Source organism: Empedobacter stercoris (assembly GCF_020281205.1).
GTDB classification, from domain to species: domain Bacteria; phylum Bacteroidota; class Bacteroidia; order Flavobacteriales; family Weeksellaceae; genus Empedobacter; species Empedobacter stercoris.
The window spans coordinates 1-18,450 of the sequence record NZ_JACXZC010000037.1 but is presented as its reverse complement, the minus strand read 5'-3'; the positions used below and the strand labels follow the sequence as shown (position 1 = coordinate 18,450).

The window sequence follows — 18,450 nt, the reverse complement described above, 5'->3', positions numbered from 1 at the left end:
GCTATTGCGGGAGAGTAGGTCGTCGCCAGTTTTTATCAAAAGCCTCAAGATTATTTCTTGAGGCTTTTTTGTGTTTATACTTTTTTGAGATGTTAGTAATTAGATATTAGAGCTTCACGCAGCTGAAATGCGTTCTTTTGGTCTAAGTTCTCGATACAAAAATCATAGATTTTTACTCGAATTGACGAATAGTTGAGATTCTTCGTTAAACTCACAGAATGAAAGTTTTATTAATGTCTTATGGTTATAACTTAAAACCCGCATTAGGGATAGTAGTGGAAATCCTTTTGTTTGACGAGATTTTGTTTTTAGGTGTTATGTTACTCCAAACAAAAGATTGCAACGGATAGCCCGACCGAGCGTAGGAATTTTTTACTATTTAATTATAATTTTGTTGACGAGGGAACGCCCAGAGAATATGATTATTTGTTTGTTAGCTAAATTTTTCGTATATTTAAAAAAAATTTGAATAAGATTTATTCATCAAGAGATGTTCTATCTCTTAATTTGGTGCAGGTTATTGCACGTTCTATTTTTTCATTATAAAATAGAATTTTTGAAATTCTATATCAGGTCGTTTCAGACAAAATAATCAGTTACTATCGCGAGATAGTTGAGTAGTTCATATAAGTTTAATTAAAAACAATTCATGGGTTTAAAAGTAGGCATTATCGGTGCTGGACCAAGTGGTTTAGCTATGTTAAGAGCATTCGAGTCGGAAGAAAAGAAAGGTAACAAAATTCCAGAAATTAAATGTTTTGAGAAGCAAGACAACTGGGGAGGAATGTGGAATTACACTTGGCGTACAGGTGTAGGTAAATACGGAGAGCCGTTACACGGCAGTATGTATAAATATTTGTGGTCGAATGGACCAAAAGAATGTTTAGAATTTGCGGATTATACGTTTTCTGAGCATTTTGATCAAACAATATCTTCTTATCCACCGCGAGAAGTTTTGTTTGATTATATACAAGGAAGGATTAAACAAAGTAATGCACGAAAGTACATACAGTTTAATACCGTTGCAAGGTGGGTAGATTATGTAGAAGAGAAGAAGCAATTTCGTGTTGTTTTTGATGATTTAAAGAAAAATGAAACTTTTGAAGAGTTTTTTGATTATTTAGTTGTCGGAACAGGGCATTTTTCTACACCAAATATGCCTTATTTTAAAGGAATAGAAAATTACACAGGAAATGTAATGCATGCGCATGATTTTCGTGGTGCAGATCCTTTTATTGATCAAGATATTTTGTTGATTGGTAGTAGTTATTCTGCAGAAGATATTGCCGTACAATGTTATAAACACGGTACTAAGTCAGTTACGATTTCATATCGTACGAATCCGATTGATTGTAAATGGCCACAAGGGATAGAAGAATTACCTTTGGTAACACATTTTGAGGATAAAAAGGCTTTTTTTAAAAATGGAACTGTAAAAGAGTTTGATTCTGTTATCATGTGTACAGGTTATCAACATAAGTTTCCATTTTTACCAGATAATTTACGTCTAAAAACCAAAAATTGTCTGTATCCAGAAGGGATGTATAAAGGTGTAATATCAGATGTTAACGCTCAATTGTTATTTTTGGGAATGCAAGATCAATATTATACATTCAATATGTTTGATGCACAAGCATGGTTTGCACGAGATTATATTTTAGGTCGAATTAATTTACCTTCTAAAGAAGCTATTCAGACTGATATTCAAAAATGGATGGAAGATGAAAGTAAATGTATTTCAGCAGATGATCATGTTGATTTTCAAACAAATTATATTAAAGATTTGATTGAATTAACAGATTATCCAATGTTTGATTTGGATAAAGTTGCCGAAATGTTCAAAGTTTGGTTAAAAGATAAAGAAGAAAATATTTTGACTTATCGCGATAAAACATTCACATCTGTTATGGACCAAACAAAAGCAGAAAAACATCATACACCTTGGATGAAGGAATTGGATGATAGTTTAGAACGATATTTAGATGAAGATCCAATTGATGAGAAAGAGTTAGAAAAAACAAATTATTATTAATACAATCAAAAAGACTAACAATTATGTTAGTCTTTTTTTATTTTTCGATTGTATATTTAAACATCATTTTTAACAATGAAAAATGATTCTTTTGAATCCTTTAACTCAATATGATGTAATACAATAGAAATGGAAATTCAATATTTTTTCGAATTATTTGGAACACTTTTTTTTGGGATTTCTGGCGCTTTAGCTGCAGACGAAAAATCAGGTAACGATTGGTTTGGTGTTACTTTTATTGCATTCTTAACCTCAATTGGAGGAGGAACAGTACGTGATATTTTGCTTTCTGTAGAGATTATGTGGATCAAAGATGTTAACCTTATATATGCTGTTGCAATTGGTGTTATTCTGGCTGCAATTTTTTATAAACCGTTACTCAATCTACGCAAAACCTTTATGCTTTTCGATACGTTGGGAATTGCGTTGTTTACGATAGTTGGTTTAGAAAAAGCTTTAAATCTTGGGATACATCCTGTTATTGCACCAGTCATGGGAATGTTTACAGCGGTATTCGGTTCTGTTATACGCGACATGATGTTAAACGAAGTTCCAATAATTTTCAAAAAAGAAATTTATGCGTTTGCATGTCTTTGTGGTGCAATTATATATTTAATTTTATGGCAATTGGATATTAGTCGTAATGTTAATTTCTTTATTTCTGGCGGAGCAATTGTTGCTATTCGTTTGGCTGCAGTAAAATACAATTTGTCCTTGCCTAAGTTCAAAAGTCATTAACAAGAAGATTAAAATCCTTTAACTATCTTAGCAAATTAATTTTTATAGATGGAAATTCAATACATTTTTGAATTATTCGGAACTGTTGTATTCGCAATTTCAGGTGCTTTAGCTGGTGATGAAAGACGAAAACATGATTGGTTTGGAATCGCTTGTTTTGCTTTTATAACTGCTGTTGGAGGAGGAACCTTGCGCGATTTATTTTTGAATAGTTATCCGTTGGTTTGGATTAGCGATATGAATGTGATTTATGCCGTTTTTGCAGGAATTTTATTAGCAGGAATATTTTTTAAGTATTTTTCACGTTTACGAATTACTTTAATGCTTTTTGATACATTAGGAATCGCTTTATTTACAATAGTAGGTTTAGAGAAAGCACATTCTTTAGGTGCAAATGATTTTATAGCTGTGATGATGGGAATGATGACGGCTGTGATGGGCGGAATGTTGCGTGATGTTTTGATGAATAGAACGCCGTTTATTTTTGTTCAAGAAATTTATGCAACAGCTTGTATTGTAGGTGGGGTAGCTTATCTAATTTTTGATGATTTTGGGCTGGATCGAAATATTAATTTCATTGTTTCAGGAGCTATTATTGCTGCAATTCGTATTGTGACAGTTAAGTTTAATTTATCGTTACCTAAATTTTATTAATCATGCAAAAAACACCATTTAATCAAGAAATTTGGACAGGAAGAATTGATTCTGAAGATGGAGAGTTAGGCTTAAGAATTCATCAAGTAATCAATGATTATGATCAATTTGAATCAGCATCCATTCAACCAAAAGTAATTCTTGGTTTTTGTTCAGAAGAAGGAGTTGAACGAAATAAAGGAAGAATTGGCGCAAAGAATTCACCAGATTTCATTCGAAAAGCATTAGCCAATTTGCCTTTGCATTTTTCTGAAACAGATTCTATTTTTGATACTGGAAATATTGTTTGCGACGACAAAGATTTAGAAACTGCGAGAGAAGAACAGGTTAATCAAGTTCATAAAATCATCAAACAAAATCATTTTCCGATAGTGATTGGCGGTGGACACGAAACAGCTTTGGGCGATTTTTTAGCTTTAGCACAATCACATCAAAATATTGGAATTATCAATCTTGATGCGCATTTTGATTTGAGAACGCCAAATCCGCAATCTACTTCTGGCACACCATTTTATGAAATGGCAAAGTATTGCGAACAAAACGAAATGAATTTTAATTATATTCCAATTGGTATTCAAGAATTGGGAAATACGAAAGCATTATTTTATCGAGCAGAAAACTTAGGTGTTAAGTTTATCATGGCCGATGAAGTACACTTAAATCTGAATAAAATTTTAGAAGACCTAAAAATTATCATTCAACAATATGATGCACTTTATGTGTCATTGGATATGGATGTTTTTGATGCAGCTTATTCACCTGGTGTAAGTGCAACGACAATTAATGGTTTGACTCCTTTTCAAGTAAAATATATTTTGAAGGTTTTAATGAATTCGAATAAAGTTAAAATCTTTGATTTGGTCGAGTATAATTCGCTTTTTGATGTTGATAACTCAACAGCGAAACTCTCTGCACAAATGATTTACGAAGTTTTAAGACATTAATTATGAAATAATTTACAATATTTTGTAACCTTTTTCAGTTATCTGCGTATACATATATAGTGGTGTTAATAAATCACCCAAGAAATCGATAATAATCATTTTAAAATAAGAGGGTTTTAGTTAAATGAGACAGCTTAAAATTACAAAGCAGGTAACAAATCGTGAAACTGCGTCGTTGGATAAATACTTACAAGAAATTGGTAAAGTAGATTTGATTACAGCGGAGGAGGAAGTAGAGTTAGCACAACGTATCAAAGCAGGAGATCGTGTTGCCTTAGAAAAATTAACAAAAGCAAACTTACGTTTCGTGGTTTCTGTTGCGAAACAATACCAAAATCAAGGTTTAAGTTTACCAGATTTAATTAATGAAGGAAATTTAGGTTTGATTAAAGCAGCACAACGTTTCGACGAAACACGTGGTTTCAAATTTATCTCGTATGCCGTTTGGTGGATTCGTCAATCTATCTTACAAGCATTGGCAGAACAATCTCGTATTGTACGTCTACCATTAAATAAAATTGGATCAATTAATAAAATTAATAAAGCGTATGCTTTATTAGAGCAAGAACATGAGCGTGCCCCATCTGCAGAAGAAATTTCTGAAGTATTGGATATGTCAGAAGGTGACGTAAAAGAGTCGATGAAAAACTCTGGTCGTCACGTCTCAATGGATGCGCCATTAGTAGAAGGAGAAGATTCTAACTTATATGATGTATTAAATATTGGTGAATCTCCATCTCCAGACGTTCAGTTGATGATCGAATCTTTAAGAGTAGAGATTGAACGTGCTTTACAAACATTAACACCTCGTGAAGCTGATTTAATTCGTTTATACTTCGGATTAAACGGTCAACATCCGATGACGTTAGAAGAAATTGGTGAAACGTTTGATTTAACAAGAGAACGAGTTCGTCAAATTAAAGAAAAAGCAATTCGTCGTTTAAAACATACGTCAAGATCTAAAATCTTGAAAACGTATATTGGACGATAAAAACATAAGAAAGCAGCTAAATAAGCTGCTTTTTTTATAAATATTAAAACACTTTATGAGAAACTTTATTTTACTATTTACTTTTATACTTTTTTCAACTTATTCTTTCGGTCAAAAGAAAATTGATCAAAATTTAGTTGGATTTTGGAAATCTACAATCTATCCAACAAAAAATGATCCTGTAAAAGGAAATGCTTTTATTGATAGAAAAGCTGATGGGACATTTACATTATTTTTAGAGTTGATTTACAATAATGATTCGATCTATGCTAAAGAAGTTGGACATTGGAACACGAATAATGATCTTTATACAGAAATTGGAGAAGAATACAATGACGAGTTTTCTTACAAGATAAATCAAAATCAAGTCAATTTTAAACTTAAAAAGAAGAAACAAGTTTTAGGATTTCGATCAGAAAAATTTGATGAAGAAAAATCATCCGATCAAACAAGTTATTATGAAGAGCAATATTCTATATTCAAAGCAAAATCTATGCAGAAATTGATGAATATGAGCGATAAAATAAATGGTTTTTCACATGACTCTTCAGATGGTGTTCAAGATGCTAGATTAGTAGGTATTTGGGAAGGTTCGGAAAAGGATAATCAAATAGAAGGAGTGTCTAAAGAATGGACAATGACTCGAAATATTGATGGAACTTTTGTTTTAGATTTTAAAACTAAAATGAAAGGAAGAAAAACAGAAAATCATATTGAGAAAGGAAAATGGTGGGTAAAAGATAATAAGTTTTACGAATATCATGAAGATTCTGGAATGACAGATGTTTATACATTTGAAGTTTTGAATGTAAATCAAATAAAATTTAAAGTTTTTGATTTATCATTTAATCAGAATAATAATAATTACGAATTTATTGATACAAGAAAAAAATAAATTAAAAACTCCAACTAAATTTAGTTGGAGTTTTTCGTTATAATAATTTTCCACTTAATAAAATTGCGGCAATTGTAAAGTAAATAATTAATCCAGAAACATCGACTAATGTAGCAACAAAAGGCGAAGATGCTGTTGCGGGATCAAATCCAATTTTTCTCAAAATAAATGGAACTAAAGATCCAGAAAGTGTTCCCCATAAAACAATGACAATTAGAGATAAGGCTACTGTTAAAGCTACATACAGCCAATATTCTCCATAGCTGTAAATACCTAATTCTTGCCAAATAAAAATTCGAATGAAGCCAACGAAACCAAGGATTGCACCTAAGATTAATCCCGAAGCAAATTCTTTTTTCATGACATACCACCAGTCTTTTAGTTTCAATTCGCCCAAAGCCATCGCACGAATAATCAGCGAAGCTGCTTGCGAACCAGAATTACCTCCACTCGAAATAATCAAAGGAACAAATAGAGCAAGCACCACAGCTTTTTCAATTTCATCATCGTAATAGCTCATAGCAGAAGCAGTAAACATTTCTCCAATAAAAAGAATCACTAACCATCCAGCTCTTTTTTTTATTAATTCTACAATAGGAGTTTTTGTATACGAAACATCCAGCTCTTCCATTCCTCCGAATTTCTGAATATCTTCTGTATCCCTCATTTTCATTCGATCCAAAATATCATCAAATGTGACAATTCCAACCAACACATTGTTTTCGGTAACAATAGGCATCGCAGATCGATCGTATTTAGCAAAGACCTCTAAAGCTTCTTCTAAAGGAGTTGTTGTTGTGATAGAAACAAAATTATGATCTATCAAATCTTCCATTTTAGTTTCTTCATCAGCTAAAAGGATTTCTCCGATTTTTAAATCATCAATTAATCTATTTTTACCATCAACAATAAAAATGTACGTCAATGTTTCGGCTTTTTTTCCATATTTTTTGATATGTGCCAAAACTTGTTTTACGGTATAATGTTCCTTTACTTGAATATAATTTGGAGTCATTAATCGAGCAATGGAATCTTCATGATAACCAATTAGACTCAATGCAATTGCGCGTTCATCAGGATTCAAAAGATTGATTGAATGTTTAATTAACTCATCTGGAAAATTCTCAAAAAGTTCAGTTCTATCATCAGGATCTAAGTTATTCAAAACATCTGCTAAATCTTCGTCAGTTAAACTTTTAACAATTTCATATTGAACATCAGGGTCAAAATAGGAGAATACATCTACTTTATCATCATTAGAAAGCATATAAAAAGCTATATTTCTTCTTTTTATATCTAATGCAGTTAATTGCTCTGCAATATCCGCCGGATGTTGATTAAGCATATTATTTTCCATAAATTTGTTGTTTTTTATATCCCGAACTGCAAAATAAGCTATTTTGGGGAGAAGGGAGGTGAAAGGTTAGCTATTTTTAAGCTAATTTTAATGTTGAAATAATTTATGCATAAAATAGAAAATCAGCAAATCGAACATTTTATAAAATCTATGGGTGTAGACGAACGCTTTGTAGGTGTTTGGTCAGGTACAGATCATGGGAAATTTTTTAAAGGAGAAACAAACAGTTGGGTAGTGAACCGAAAAATGGATGGCACATTTACCGTTAGTTTCCAAACAGTTTATAGTGATGATACGGTAACGTATTCAGAAGATATCGGTTTGTGGTGTGTCAAAGAAGACGAATATTATGAATATCGTCAGTCCGATGTAAAAGCAGACCATTATACTTACATTTTTTTATCCAAAGATTCTATTCATTTCATTATCAACGAAGAATTGAAAGAAGAAGAACCATATAACTTCATCGATAATAGAGTTTTTCTTGATTAAAAATAATAATTTATTTCTTCATTTTTTCTGTTATATTCGTATTGAAAATTAACACTAAAAATGAAAAAAACACTATTTACTTTACTCTTATCATCTTCTTTGTTTGCACAAGAAAAAGCAACCGATTTATTTAATGCGAATATCAGTTTTATCGGAATCGGAATTCAATACGAAAAAGCGTTAAACGATAATTTTACAGCTGTAGGAACTTTAGATTATATGGGCGGATTTTCTTATTCGAGCGATTCATATTACGGAGGTAGTGATTTTGATTATATTTTTACAACTCGTTTTGCCTTAGAAGGACGCCATTATTATAATTTTAATCGAAGAATTTCTAAAGGAAAAAACACAAAAAATAATTCAGGAAATTACATTGCGTTAAAAGGAGATTTTATTCCAGATTGGCTAACGAGTACAAATAAAGACAATGTTACAGTGAATCCGCAGGGATCAATTACATTTAATTATGGATTGAAACGTTCTTTTGCGCAAAACTTTTTTTATGAGTTTTACACAGGATTAGGACTTTCTCTTTATCAAGATGAGCATTATTACTATTACGATACAATAAATGATAGTAGAAAAAGTAAGAAAGAAATGACAACTGGAGTTGCCTTAGATTTAGGTTTTCGAGTTGGATATAATTTCTAAAAAAATATAAATCGTTGAGTTTTCAACGATTTTTTTATTTCCTTACCTTTGCACCACAAAATACAAAATACAAAATACAAAATACAAAATACAAAATACAAACAACAAACAAAAAAAGTATGCCAATAGTAGCACCATCAATTTTAGCAGCCGATTTCGGAAACTTAGCAAAAGATATCGAAATGGTTAATAATTCTCAAGCAGAATGGTTTCATTTAGATGTAATGGACGGCGTTTTTGTTCCAAACATCTCGTACGGAATGCCAATTATCGATAAAATCAATTCATTAACAGACAAAGTGCTTGATGTACACTTGATGATTGTTGATCCAGACCGTTACATTTCGACTTTCAAACAAGTTGGTGCAGATATTTTAACCGTGCATTACGAGGCGTGTACCCACTTACATCGTACAATACAAGCGATAAAAGCAGAAGGAATGAAAGCCGGTGTGGCACTCAATCCGCATACGCCTGTTTCAGTTTTAGAAGATGTAATTAACGATTTAGATTTGGTGTTAATCATGAGTGTTAACCCAGGTTTTGGAGGACAAAAATTCATCGAGAACACGTACAATAAAGTTTCTAAATTAAAACAAATGATTACGGAAGCAAATGCAAATGTTATCATCGAGATTGACGGAGGAGTTGGTATTCAAAATGCATCAAAATTAGTTGAGGCTGGTGCAGATGCGTTGGTTGCGGGGTCAGCAGTTTTCAATGCAGAAAATCCTACGGCGTACATCGAAGCGTTAAAAAAAGCATAAGTCTATACTTATCAACATATGTTAAAAACTGAATCAGCGATGGTTCAGTTTTTTTGTTTTTTGGGCATTCCCTTCGGGCGGGCTTTTCGTTGCAATCTTTGCTATTCAGCAAAGGATTTCCACTGCAATCCCTAACGCAATTTTTAGTTTTGTTCTCATTTAGTTAGCATTCTGAGTTAGTTTTAATAGAAAAAACTTTATGTCTTAACTATTAAACGTACATCTAACGTTTGTCATTTTAATTCTGTCGAAGAATCTTTAAACTTCTTGTCAAACTGAAATGTTTTCAAATTAATACATTTTCGAATTGGCTAATTTATTCCCTAACTTTGTACCATGAACTTCTCCAAAGACAACTCAAAAAAGATTTATACAATTGATGAAATCAAAGATAAAATGGCAAAATATTGTCTTTATCAAGATCGTTGTCATTGGGAAGTAGAAAAAAAATTACGTGATTTTGATTTGATTCCAGAAGCAAAAGATGAAATTATTTTTAAACTTATTCATTATGGTTTTCTAAATGAAGAACGTTTTGTGCATAGTTTTGTCCGTGGAAAAGTCAATCAAAAAATGTGGGGAAGAAATCGTCTTCGTCAAGAATTAAAAATGCGACAGATTGATCAAAAATTAATTGAGAAAGCATTTAAAGAAGAAATCGATTTAGATAAATATTGGAATAATTTACTGCATTTAACTCGAAAAAAGTTTAGATTATTAGCTTCTGAGCGCGAATCGTTCAAAAAAACAAATAAAGTAAAAGCATATTTAGCATACAAAGGTTATGAATTTGATCTAATGAATGATGCAATAAAAGAAATCGAATTAGAAAAAGAAAATTAAAAAGAGGAATATTAATATTCCTCTTTTTAATACTTACTCAATTCGTTTTCAAACTCTTGTAGATAATTCGCTAAATGAAAACCATCTACAAAACCATGGTTTGCTTCTACCGAAACAGGCATGTACATTTTATTATTTTGTGTGTATGTTTTTCCGAAAATAATTCGAGGAATAGATTCTTCTGTTCCAAAATTACTTGGTTGCGTTAAACCTGTAAATCTCGACCAAGGAAAAGTAGAATGACGCACCAATCCTTCCGTAATATCTTCGTTTTTGATATGCAATCCTTCACAACGTTCAACACTTTTTATTTGTTCTTGTAATTGCGCATTAAAATCTTCAAAATCTTCAGTGAAATTCATGAATGCAAAACCAAAAGTTCCATCTTTTCGACCAATTGTTGTTCCGCAATCTAACTGATCGTACACGAAAATTTCATTATTCTCTAACCGAAATTTAAACTCATTGATTTTATTTTCAGCTTGCATAGAAGCAAATAAGTAAAGGGCAAAAAAAGAAACGTGATTTGCTTTGGCAAATTGATACGCTTTCGAGCATTCAACCTCTGCAACTATTCCGACATACGGATTATCCATTTTCGAGAACATATTAAAATGTTCAATTCGATTCCAACCTTCAGGATTAAATTTTTGTTTCATGCTGTAAAAATAAAAGCTACTTTTTGAAAAGAAGTTTTTATTTGATGTTTATTGAAAATATTTTTTTCTATACAGCTTGAATAAAATTATCGACCTGTTCTTCGGGTGTTGCCCATGAAGTAACTAATCTTATGGCAGAATTTTTTTCATCTATTTTTTCCCAAATAAAAAAATCAAAATGTGCGTGTAATTTTACAATAATTTCATTTGGTAAAATAGGAAAAATTTGGTTAGAAGATGGTTCAGTAAGAAAATCATAACCTTTAGCTGAAATCCCTTTTGCTAATTTTTCGGCCATTTGGTTGGCATGTTTTCCCATTTCGAAAAATAAATTATCTCGAAACATTTCCGAAAACTGAATTCCAATCAATCTTCCTTTCGCTAACATTCCACCTTTCTGCTTGATATGATAACGAAAATCTTCATTCAGTTTTAAATTATTTATCACTATTGCTTCCCCTAAAAGCGCGCCATTTTTCGTACCACCGATATAAAAAACATCAGTATAATTCGCCATATCTTCCAAAGTCAAATCGCATTTAGAAGAAGTTAAAGCAGATGCCAAACGTGCACCATCAACAAAAAGATACAAATTGTTTTCTTGACAAAATTTATAAAGATGTTGTAATTCTATTTTTGTGTACACACTTCCGACTTCGGTAGAATTTGAGATGTAAACCAATTTTGGTTTTACCATATGTTCGTCTGTATGCATATTCAAAACAAAAACAATTTGTTCAGGCGTAATTTTCCCATTATTTGTCACAATTGTATTTACCTTATGCCCTGTTGCTTCTATTGCGCCAGTTTCGTGAACCGCAATATGTCCACTTTCTGCTGCAATCACAGACTCGTGAGGTTTTAGAATAGACGAAATCACAATTAAATTAGCTTGCGTTCCACCAGAAACAAAATGAATTGCCGCATCTTTTTTCAAGTATTTAAGGATTAATTCTCGTGCTTCATTACAAAACTCATCTTCACCATAACCAATACTTTGTATCGTATTAGTTTCGACTAATCGTTGTAAAATTGAAGGATGTGCACCTTCGCTATAATCGTTTTTAAAACTATATTTTTTCAAAATTGAAAGCTTATCTTTATGACAATAAAAGTAAGGGTTTTCCTAAATCTTTCCTATTTTACATTCTATTTTTACGGATTAATTAAACCCAAATTATGAAAATTTTAGTCGTTGAAGATGAAATTAAACTGCAAGAAACAATTGTTGAATTTTTAGAAAAAGAAAAAATGATTGTAGAAAGTGCAGACAATTATAAACAAGCTTTAGATAAAATAATCTCGTTTGATTATGATTGTATTTTATTGGATATGATGCTTCCAGATGGAGATGGAATGTCGTTGCTAAAGGAATTAAAAAAACTTCAAAAAGAAACATCGGTGATTATTTTATCAGCAAAGGATTCGGTTGATGATAAAGTGGAAGGTTTGTTGGTTGGAGCGGATGATTATTTGGCAAAACCTTTTCATTTTGCTGAATTATTGGCTCGAATAAAAGTTGCTTTACGCAAAAACCTTCAGAAAGGAGAGGATATCTTAACGTATAAAAATATTCGTATTTATCCTGAAGATCGGTTGGTGAAAGTAAACGAAGTCGAGTTAAAATTAAATAGAAAAGAATATGATTTACTATACTATTTTATGTTGAGACCCGAACGTGTTTTTCAGAAAACAACTTTAGCAGAAAGCGTTTGGGGCGATCATATCGAGATGTCTGATAATTTGGATTTTATTTATTCTCAAATAAAAAACCTAAGAAAAAAGTTGAAAGAAGCGAATTCCGAAGCAGATTTGCAGGCAGTTTATGGGATCGGTTATAAGTTGATTTAATATGAAAATATCACTAAAAAACTACACCTTTCGTTACCTAACATTTTGGTTGTTAATCATTATTGCGATTTGGGCATTTTTATTTCGTTCGTTGATCTTGGATGAAGTATATGACAATGTAGATGATGGTTTAAAAAATCAAAAAATAGAAATTTTACGGGAGGTATTTCTTGATGAAAGTTTGTTGCAAACAACAGAATTTGGATTAAGTCAATTCAGAATCACAAAAATTGATCAAGCTCAATACGATGAAACAAATCGATTCTCAAATGAAATGGTTTACATGGAATATGACGAAGATATGGAACCATACAGGGTTTTGAGAACAGGTTTTTATGATAAAAACAATCAACCCTATTCGTTAGAAATTAGGACCTCTACAGTAGAGGAAGATGATTTGATTTATGATTTAACGATTTCTTTGTTGGCTCTTTATGTATTTATTTTAATCAGTATTTTGTTGATTAATCATTACGGTTTAAAGAAAGCATTCAAACCATTTGATCAGATTATAACGCAATTAAGAAAGTATGAAGTTGGGAATAATGAAAAACCAACGGTTGTCGATACGAATGTAAAGGAATTTTATTTTTTACAGAACGAAATTCAACGCATGATGAATCGAAATGAAGAGGTTTTTAATTCGCAAAAATTATTCATAGAAAACGCTTCACACGAATTGCAAACACCTTTAACAATAGCTTTGAATAAACTTGATTTATTGATTGAAAGCCCAGATATTCCAGAGAAGGAGATATTAGATTTAGTTGAAACTAAACAAACCCTTTGGCGAATGGTGAGCTTAAACAAGTCGTTGTTGATGCTTTCTCGAATAGATAATAATCAATATAAAAACAATGTAAAAGTTAATTTTACAGCGCTTACAAAAGATTTGCTCGAAGATTATGAATCGATTTTAGAAGTGGAAGAAATAAGATTAGAAACTGATTTCAAAGAAGATTTTATCATAGAATTTAATTTGGATTTAGCGCAAATTTTGATTTCCAATTTAATTCGAAATGCCATTAAGCATAACAACGAACAAAAGATGATGAAGATAGAAAGTGATTTTAATCAATTGATAATTTCCAATACTGGAAATGAAAATTCCTTGGATGAAAAATTAATCTTCAAGCGTTTCTATAAACAAGGAGCAAGTGAAGGAAGCAATGGATTAGGCCTTTCGATTGTCGATACGATTATAAAAAATCAACATTATTTAAAGTTAAACTATCAATACAAAGAAACTTTTCATCAATTTATTTTGAAAAAATAATTTATTCCCAAATCTTTCCTAATTTACTTCTCAACTTTGTTCTGTAATTTAATAATCAAACAAAAATGAAAAAGTTTTTTAGTGTTATCATGTTAGGTTTTACTTTGGTATCATTTGCTCAAGATAAACCAATTAATTATAATCAAGTACCAAAAGATGGTCAAAAATTTGTAAACCAATATTTTGGTTCAAAACAAGTTGGCTCTTCGATGTTAGAAGATGATTTTTTCTCGAAAGAATACAAAGTGTATTTGTTAAATGGAACAAAAATAGAATTTGACAGCGATGGAAGTTGGAAAGAAGTTGACGGAAAAAGAAATCCGATTCCGACAGGTTTTGTACCAGCTAAAATTTCTACTTATGTAAAGAGAAGTTTTCCCAACACAAAAATCACAAAAATTGAACGAGAACGTAATGGGTTTGAAGTAAAATTATCGAATGGTTTGGAAGTGAAATTTGATGAAAACGGAAATTTTAAAAAAATAGAAGATTAATTAGAACAACATAATAATGAAAAAAATATTTTTAGGAACAGCCTTATTTACAATGTTTGCATTGGTAACAACATCTTGTAATAATGATGACGATACAACAACAACGGAAACGGTAGAATTAAAAACACTTCCCGAAGAAGGTAGAAGTTTTGTAACGACGTATTTTTCTGGAATTGAAATTGCACGAATAGAGAAACATAGTCCAGCCAAAATAGATGGAACAATGTACGAGGTTGATTTTGTGAATAGAGATGAAATTGATTTTGATCAGAATGGAACTTGGTTAAAAGTGGAAGCAGAAGGAAATCGTAGTATTCCAACAGGTTTTATATTGCCTTCAATTGTGTCGTATATCAACACTAATTATCCTACTTTGAAAATTAATCAAATAGAGAAAACGTATGAAGGCTTTGAAGTTGAGTTAACAAATGATCTTGATTTAATCTTTAATGCTTCAGGTGAATTTATTCGTGTTCAACCTTAATAATAACAACATAAAATAATAAAAAAATCCAACTCAAATTTTGAGTTGGATTTTTTTATTATTTATCCCGACTTTCTAACATCGGTACAAATTTGAAATCACCAAATTCGTAATATTCATATTGATTTTCTGATAAACGCATAATGACAATCATGCGTTGAGATTGTTCCCCTACAGGAATCACCATTATTCCACCAATATTCAATTGTTTTTTTAATTCTTCAGGAATCTCTGGCGCTCCAGCTGTTACAATAATTTTATCAAAAGGAGCAAAAGAAGGCAAACCTTTGTAGCCATCTCCATATGTTTGATAACGTGGCTCGAAATTGATTTTTTTCAACATGATTTTCGAAAAATCAAACAAATCTTTTTGACGTTCTATCGTAAAAACCTCTGCATCTAAAGCAACTAAAACAGCTGTCTGATAGCCAGAACCTGTTCCAATTTCTAATACTTTTTCATTGGGCTGAATATCTAATAATTGCGTTTGAAAAGCAACTGTGAAAGGATGTGAAATGGTTTGTCCTGCTGCGATAGGAAAAGCTTCGTCGCGATAAGCAAATTCAGTGAAAGCACTATCCAAAAATAAATGTCTTGGAACTAAATTGATTGCTCCCAACACGTTCTCATCCTCAATTCCTTTCGAGCGCAACAAATCAACCAACATTTTGCGTCGTCCTCTGTGTTTAAAATCGTCTACCGACATATTCCAAAAATTTTACAAAAATGCATTAAATACAACTTATTCTCATTAATTTTAACGGCAAAATCTACCAAATGTTAAAAGTAGGAGTGATCGGTGCTGGACACCTTGGAAAAATCCATTTAAAGTTATTAAATCAATCGGAAAGATACGAATTAATTGGCTTCTTTGATTCTTTTGAAGAAAATGGAAAGAAAGTAGAAGCAGAATTTGGATACAAGTTTTTTAGTTCGATGGACGAATTGATTGACGCTGTTGATGTTATTGATATTGTAACACCAACTTTATCGCATTATGAAGTTGCATTGAAAGTAATTGAAAAAAATAAACACTTTTTCGTTGAAAAACCAATTACACATACGTTAGAGGAAGCAGATCATTTATTAAAATTAACAAATGAAAAAGGGCTGAAAGCGCAAGTTGGACACGTAGAAAGGTTCAATCCTGCATTTACTGCCGCTGCACCTTTTATCGAAGAACCATTATTTATCGAAACGCATCGTTTAGCAGAGTTTAATCCGCGTGGAACAGATGTTCCTGTAGTGTTAGATTTAATGATTCACGATTTGGATGTGATTTTATCAATTGTAAAATCGGAAATCAAATCTATTCATTCGTCTGGCGTTTCTGTAATTAGTGATACACCTGATATTGCAAATGCTCGAATTGAGTTCGAAAATGGTTGTGTGGTAAATGTTTCGACAAGTAGAATGTCAATGAAAAATATGCGAAAAATGCGTGTTTTTCAACGAAATGCTTATATTTCGATTGATTTCTTGACAAAGAAAACAGAGATTATTAAAATGCACAAAGCACCAGAAAATCCAAGCGAATATGCCATGATTTTGGAAAATGATAAAGGTGATCGTCGAGAAATTTGTTTCGAACATCCCGAAATTTTACCAAATAATGCCATTTTAGATGAATTGGAAAGTTTTGCTGATTCTATCGAAAATGATACACCAATCAAAGTATCATTACAAGATGGACGAAATGCATTAAAAGTTGCGTTGGAGATTATTGCTTATTTTGAAAAAGAGCAACAAGTCATCAAAAATCAAACCATCGAAAAAGAATAAGTCGAGGTTAGTATTTAGAAGTACGAATTTCGCAAAACGCAAAACGAATTTCGAAAAGCGAATAAAACACATAAAAAATAAAACATACAAAAAAATGAAAAACATTACAGTTATTGGAGCAGGAACGATGGGGAATGGAATTGCTCACGTTTTTGCACAATCAGGATTTGCCGTAAATTTAGTTGATGTTTCTAAAGATAGTTTAGATCGTGGATTGAAAACTATCGAAGGGAATTTGGATCGTATGATCGCAAAAGAAAAAATTTCTGAAGCTGATAAAACAGCAACTTTAAATAATATTACAACGTTTACAGATACAGTTGAAGCCGTTAAAAATGCAAATTTAGTTGTAGAAGCTGCAACAGAAAATTTAGATTTGAAATTAAAAATTTTCAAACAAATTGATGAAGCTGCGCCTGCAAATGCAATTTTAGCATCGAATACTTCTTCGATTTCAATTACAAAAATTGCGTCTGTAACAAGTCGTCCAAAACAAGTGATTGGAATGCATTTCATGAATCCAGTTCCGATGATGAAATTGGTCGAAATTATTCGTGGATACGATACGACAGATGATGTTACGAAAGCGATTATGGAAATGTCAGAAAAATTAGGAAAAACACCTGTCGAGGTTAATGATTATCCTGGTTTTATTGCGAATCGTATTTTAATGCCTATGATTAATGAAGCGATTTATTCGTTGTATGAAGGTGTTGCTGGTGTAAAAGAAATTGACGAAGTAATGAAATTAGGTATGGCTCATCCAATGGGACCATTGCAATTAGCTGATTTCATTGGTTTAGACGTTTGTTTATCAATTTTAGAAGTGTTGTACGACGGATTCAAAAATCCTAAATATGCGCCTTGTCCATTGTTAGTAAATATGGTAACAGCAGGTAAAAAAGGAGTGAAATCGGGCGAAGGATTCTATGATTATTCAGAGTCTAAAAAAGCAGAAAAATTAGCAGCTCAGTTTGCGAAATAATTTGAGAGTTGCAGGAGAATGTTAAAACATATCAATCGAGATTAAGTGTAAGTTTAGTCGTATTCTTATTTCTAATTTTTTCTTTCGTTGGCATTGGAATTTCTTTTAATTCTATTCAGCAAAATGAAATAGGTATCGTTGTATGTATTTTGACTATTTTATTTATCATTTATATGTATTTATCAACAATATATAAGATAATAAATAATGAAGAATTAGTGGTGAAAGTTGGTTTTTTGATGAATATTAAAATTGACATTAAAAAAATAGTTGAAATCAAAAAAACGAAAAGTATGATTAGTTCTCCGGCATGGTCATTAAATAGAATCGAAATATTCTACAATAAATATGACTCAGTGATTATTTCACCAAAAAATCAAACCGAATTTATTCAAGATTTACAAAAAATAAATTCATCAATTAAGATTGATTTATAACTAAAATAGTTTTCAAAACAAAAAAGCGCTACTGGAAATAGACTGCACCCAAAAGTTTGGACAGATTAAAAATTAATAATTATAAAAATGAGTTCGATATTCTATCGGACTCATT

General features: G+C 31.4%; 21 protein-coding genes. 17 read left to right on the top strand and 4 right to left on the bottom strand.

Annotated elements, in window-relative coordinates:
* The first annotated feature begins 649 nt into the window (after positions 1–649).
* The 6 genes from IF125_RS13200 (at position 650) to IF125_RS13175 (ending at position 6,254) form a co-directional block, all read left to right on the top strand.
* A complete protein-coding gene (locus IF125_RS13200) occupies positions 650–2,032 on the top strand; it encodes an NAD(P)-binding domain-containing protein (protein ID WP_225542800.1) in 1,383 nt (460 codons plus the stop codon).
* 129 nt (positions 2,033–2,161) lie between these two features.
* The gene (locus tag IF125_RS13195) at positions 2,162–2,770 is read left to right on the top strand and encodes a trimeric intracellular cation channel family protein (RefSeq protein WP_171621790.1); all 609 of its coding nucleotides are present in this window, start codon (positions 2,162–2,164) and stop codon (positions 2,768–2,770) included.
* Positions 2,771–2,818: 48 nt separating this feature from the next.
* The gene (locus IF125_RS13190; protein WP_188319244.1) at positions 2,819–3,424 is read left to right on the top strand and encodes a trimeric intracellular cation channel family protein; all 606 of its coding nucleotides are present in this window, start codon (positions 2,819–2,821) and stop codon (positions 3,422–3,424) included.
* Between the two features lie 2 nt (positions 3,425–3,426).
* Complete coding sequence (gene hutG, locus IF125_RS13185; RefSeq protein WP_225540410.1) at positions 3,427–4,368, top strand: formimidoylglutamase; 942 nt, start codon at positions 3,427–3,429, stop codon at positions 4,366–4,368.
* A 124-nt stretch (positions 4,369–4,492) separates the two neighbouring features.
* Positions 4,493–5,359, top strand: coding sequence for a sigma-70 family RNA polymerase sigma factor (locus tag IF125_RS13180; RefSeq protein WP_019975176.1), 867 nt, complete (start codon positions 4,493–4,495; stop codon positions 5,357–5,359).
* Positions 5,360–5,414: 55 nt separating this feature from the next.
* Complete coding sequence (locus IF125_RS13175; RefSeq protein WP_225540408.1) at positions 5,415–6,254, top strand: hypothetical protein; 840 nt, start codon at positions 5,415–5,417, stop codon at positions 6,252–6,254.
* Between the two features lie 37 nt (positions 6,255–6,291).
* Here IF125_RS13175 and mgtE read toward each other — a convergent pair whose 3' ends face one another.
* Complete coding sequence (gene mgtE, locus IF125_RS13170; RefSeq protein ID WP_225540406.1) at positions 6,292–7,611, bottom strand: magnesium transporter; 1,320 nt, start codon at positions 7,609–7,611, stop codon at positions 6,292–6,294.
* A 105-nt stretch (positions 7,612–7,716) separates the two neighbouring features.
* Between mgtE and IF125_RS13165 the strand changes: the two genes are divergently transcribed.
* The 4 genes from IF125_RS13165 to IF125_RS13150 all read left to right on the top strand — a co-directional run bounded on the left by IF125_RS13165 (position 7,717) and on the right by IF125_RS13150 (position 10,367).
* Positions 7,717–8,103, top strand: a complete 387-nt coding sequence (locus IF125_RS13165) for a hypothetical protein (protein WP_225540404.1) — start codon at positions 7,717–7,719, stop codon at positions 8,101–8,103.
* A gap of 60 nt (positions 8,104–8,163) precedes the next feature.
* Positions 8,164–8,757 (top strand): hypothetical protein, encoded by a 594-nt coding sequence (locus tag IF125_RS13160; RefSeq protein WP_225540402.1) that lies wholly within the window; start codon positions 8,164–8,166, stop codon positions 8,755–8,757.
* 119 nt (positions 8,758–8,876) lie between these two features.
* Positions 8,877–9,524 (top strand): ribulose-phosphate 3-epimerase, encoded by a 648-nt coding sequence (gene rpe, locus IF125_RS13155; RefSeq protein WP_188319239.1) that lies wholly within the window; start codon positions 8,877–8,879, stop codon positions 9,522–9,524.
* 336 nt (positions 9,525–9,860) lie between these two features.
* Positions 9,861–10,367, top strand: a complete 507-nt coding sequence (locus IF125_RS13150; RefSeq protein WP_225540400.1) for a regulatory protein RecX — start codon at positions 9,861–9,863, stop codon at positions 10,365–10,367.
* Positions 10,368–10,393: 26 nt separating this feature from the next.
* Here IF125_RS13150 and IF125_RS13145 read toward each other — a convergent pair whose 3' ends face one another.
* A complete protein-coding gene (locus IF125_RS13145) occupies positions 10,394–11,026 on the bottom strand; it encodes a CatA-like O-acetyltransferase (protein WP_225542799.1) in 633 nt (210 codons plus the stop codon).
* Positions 11,027–11,093: 67 nt separating this feature from the next.
* Complete coding sequence (locus IF125_RS13140) at positions 11,094–12,110, bottom strand: threonine aldolase family protein (RefSeq protein ID WP_225542798.1); 1,017 nt, start codon at positions 12,108–12,110, stop codon at positions 11,094–11,096.
* Between the two features lie 95 nt (positions 12,111–12,205).
* Between IF125_RS13140 and IF125_RS13135 the strand changes: the two genes are divergently transcribed.
* From IF125_RS13135 to IF125_RS13120, 4 genes are all read left to right on the top strand, one after another.
* Positions 12,206–12,877, top strand: coding sequence for a response regulator transcription factor (locus IF125_RS13135; RefSeq protein ID WP_171621801.1), 672 nt, complete (start codon positions 12,206–12,208; stop codon positions 12,875–12,877).
* A gap of 1 nt (position 12,878) precedes the next feature.
* Positions 12,879–14,153: a sensor histidine kinase gene (locus IF125_RS13130; RefSeq protein ID WP_171621802.1), complete on the top strand. Its 1,275-nt coding sequence runs from the start codon at positions 12,879–12,881 to the stop codon at positions 14,151–14,153.
* Between the two features lie 65 nt (positions 14,154–14,218).
* A complete protein-coding gene (locus IF125_RS13125; protein ID WP_171621803.1) occupies positions 14,219–14,647 on the top strand; it encodes a PepSY-like domain-containing protein in 429 nt (142 codons plus the stop codon).
* 16 nt (positions 14,648–14,663) lie between these two features.
* Positions 14,664–15,131, top strand: a complete 468-nt coding sequence (locus tag IF125_RS13120) for a PepSY-like domain-containing protein (RefSeq protein ID WP_171621804.1) — start codon at positions 14,664–14,666, stop codon at positions 15,129–15,131.
* Between the two features lie 58 nt (positions 15,132–15,189).
* Here the strand turns inward: IF125_RS13120 and IF125_RS13115 are convergent, their stop codons facing one another.
* Entirely contained in the window at positions 15,190–15,837 is a 648-nt protein-coding gene (locus tag IF125_RS13115; RefSeq protein WP_171621805.1) for a protein-L-isoaspartate(D-aspartate) O-methyltransferase, read from the bottom strand.
* 71 nt (positions 15,838–15,908) lie between these two features.
* On the opposite strand from IF125_RS13115, the gene IF125_RS13110 reads away from it, so the two are divergent.
* From IF125_RS13110 to IF125_RS13100, 3 genes are all read left to right on the top strand, one after another.
* Positions 15,909–16,913: a Gfo/Idh/MocA family protein gene (locus tag IF125_RS13110; RefSeq protein WP_225542797.1), complete on the top strand. Its 1,005-nt coding sequence runs from the start codon at positions 15,909–15,911 to the stop codon at positions 16,911–16,913.
* Between the two features lie 94 nt (positions 16,914–17,007).
* Positions 17,008–17,898 carry a 3-hydroxybutyryl-CoA dehydrogenase gene (locus IF125_RS13105; protein WP_225542796.1) on the top strand — a complete coding sequence of 297 codons (891 nt, stop codon included), beginning with the start codon at positions 17,008–17,010 and terminating at the stop codon, positions 17,896–17,898.
* Between the two features lie 8 nt (positions 17,899–17,906).
* Positions 17,907–18,335, top strand: a complete 429-nt coding sequence (locus IF125_RS13100; RefSeq protein WP_171621808.1) for a PH domain-containing protein — start codon at positions 17,907–17,909, stop codon at positions 18,333–18,335.
* The last annotated feature ends 115 nt before the right edge of the window (positions 18,336–18,450 follow it).

What these genes read in the sequence shown, in the direction of transcription:
- rpe (WP_188319239.1), top strand. Translation starts at nt 8,877, where the DNA reads ATGCCAATAGTAGCACCATCAATTTTAGCAGCCGATTTCGGAAACTTA.
- IF125_RS13160 (WP_225540402.1), top strand. Translation starts at nt 8,164, where the DNA reads ATGAAAAAAACACTATTTACTTTACTCTTATCATCTTCTTTGTTTGCA.
- IF125_RS13115 (WP_171621805.1), bottom strand. Translation starts at nt 15,837, where the DNA reads ATGTCGGTAGACGATTTTAAACACAGAGGACGACGCAAAATGTTGGTT.
- IF125_RS13125 (WP_171621803.1), top strand. Translation starts at nt 14,219, where the DNA reads ATGAAAAAGTTTTTTAGTGTTATCATGTTAGGTTTTACTTTGGTATCA.
- IF125_RS13145 (WP_225542799.1), bottom strand. Translation starts at nt 11,026, where the DNA reads ATGAAACAAAAATTTAATCCTGAAGGTTGGAATCGAATTGAACATTTT.
- IF125_RS13120 (WP_171621804.1), top strand. Translation starts at nt 14,664, where the DNA reads ATGAAAAAAATATTTTTAGGAACAGCCTTATTTACAATGTTTGCATTG.
- IF125_RS13165 (WP_225540404.1), top strand. Translation starts at nt 7,717, where the DNA reads ATGCATAAAATAGAAAATCAGCAAATCGAACATTTTATAAAATCTATG.
- IF125_RS13180 (WP_019975176.1), top strand. Translation starts at nt 4,493, where the DNA reads ATGAGACAGCTTAAAATTACAAAGCAGGTAACAAATCGTGAAACTGCG.
- IF125_RS13105 (WP_225542796.1), top strand. Translation starts at nt 17,008, where the DNA reads ATGAAAAACATTACAGTTATTGGAGCAGGAACGATGGGGAATGGAATT.
- IF125_RS13150 (WP_225540400.1), top strand. Translation starts at nt 9,861, where the DNA reads ATGAACTTCTCCAAAGACAACTCAAAAAAGATTTATACAATTGATGAA.
- IF125_RS13200 (WP_225542800.1), top strand. Translation starts at nt 650, where the DNA reads ATGGGTTTAAAAGTAGGCATTATCGGTGCTGGACCAAGTGGTTTAGCT.
- mgtE (WP_225540406.1), bottom strand. Translation starts at nt 7,611, where the DNA reads ATGGAAAATAATATGCTTAATCAACATCCGGCGGATATTGCAGAGCAA.
- IF125_RS13135 (WP_171621801.1), top strand. Translation starts at nt 12,206, where the DNA reads ATGAAAATTTTAGTCGTTGAAGATGAAATTAAACTGCAAGAAACAATT.
- hutG (WP_225540410.1), top strand. Translation starts at nt 3,427, where the DNA reads ATGCAAAAAACACCATTTAATCAAGAAATTTGGACAGGAAGAATTGAT.
- IF125_RS13130 (WP_171621802.1), top strand. Translation starts at nt 12,879, where the DNA reads ATGAAAATATCACTAAAAAACTACACCTTTCGTTACCTAACATTTTGG.
- IF125_RS13195 (WP_171621790.1), top strand. Translation starts at nt 2,162, where the DNA reads ATGGAAATTCAATATTTTTTCGAATTATTTGGAACACTTTTTTTTGGG.
- IF125_RS13110 (WP_225542797.1), top strand. Translation starts at nt 15,909, where the DNA reads ATGTTAAAAGTAGGAGTGATCGGTGCTGGACACCTTGGAAAAATCCAT.
- IF125_RS13190 (WP_188319244.1), top strand. Translation starts at nt 2,819, where the DNA reads ATGGAAATTCAATACATTTTTGAATTATTCGGAACTGTTGTATTCGCA.
- IF125_RS13175 (WP_225540408.1), top strand. Translation starts at nt 5,415, where the DNA reads ATGAGAAACTTTATTTTACTATTTACTTTTATACTTTTTTCAACTTAT.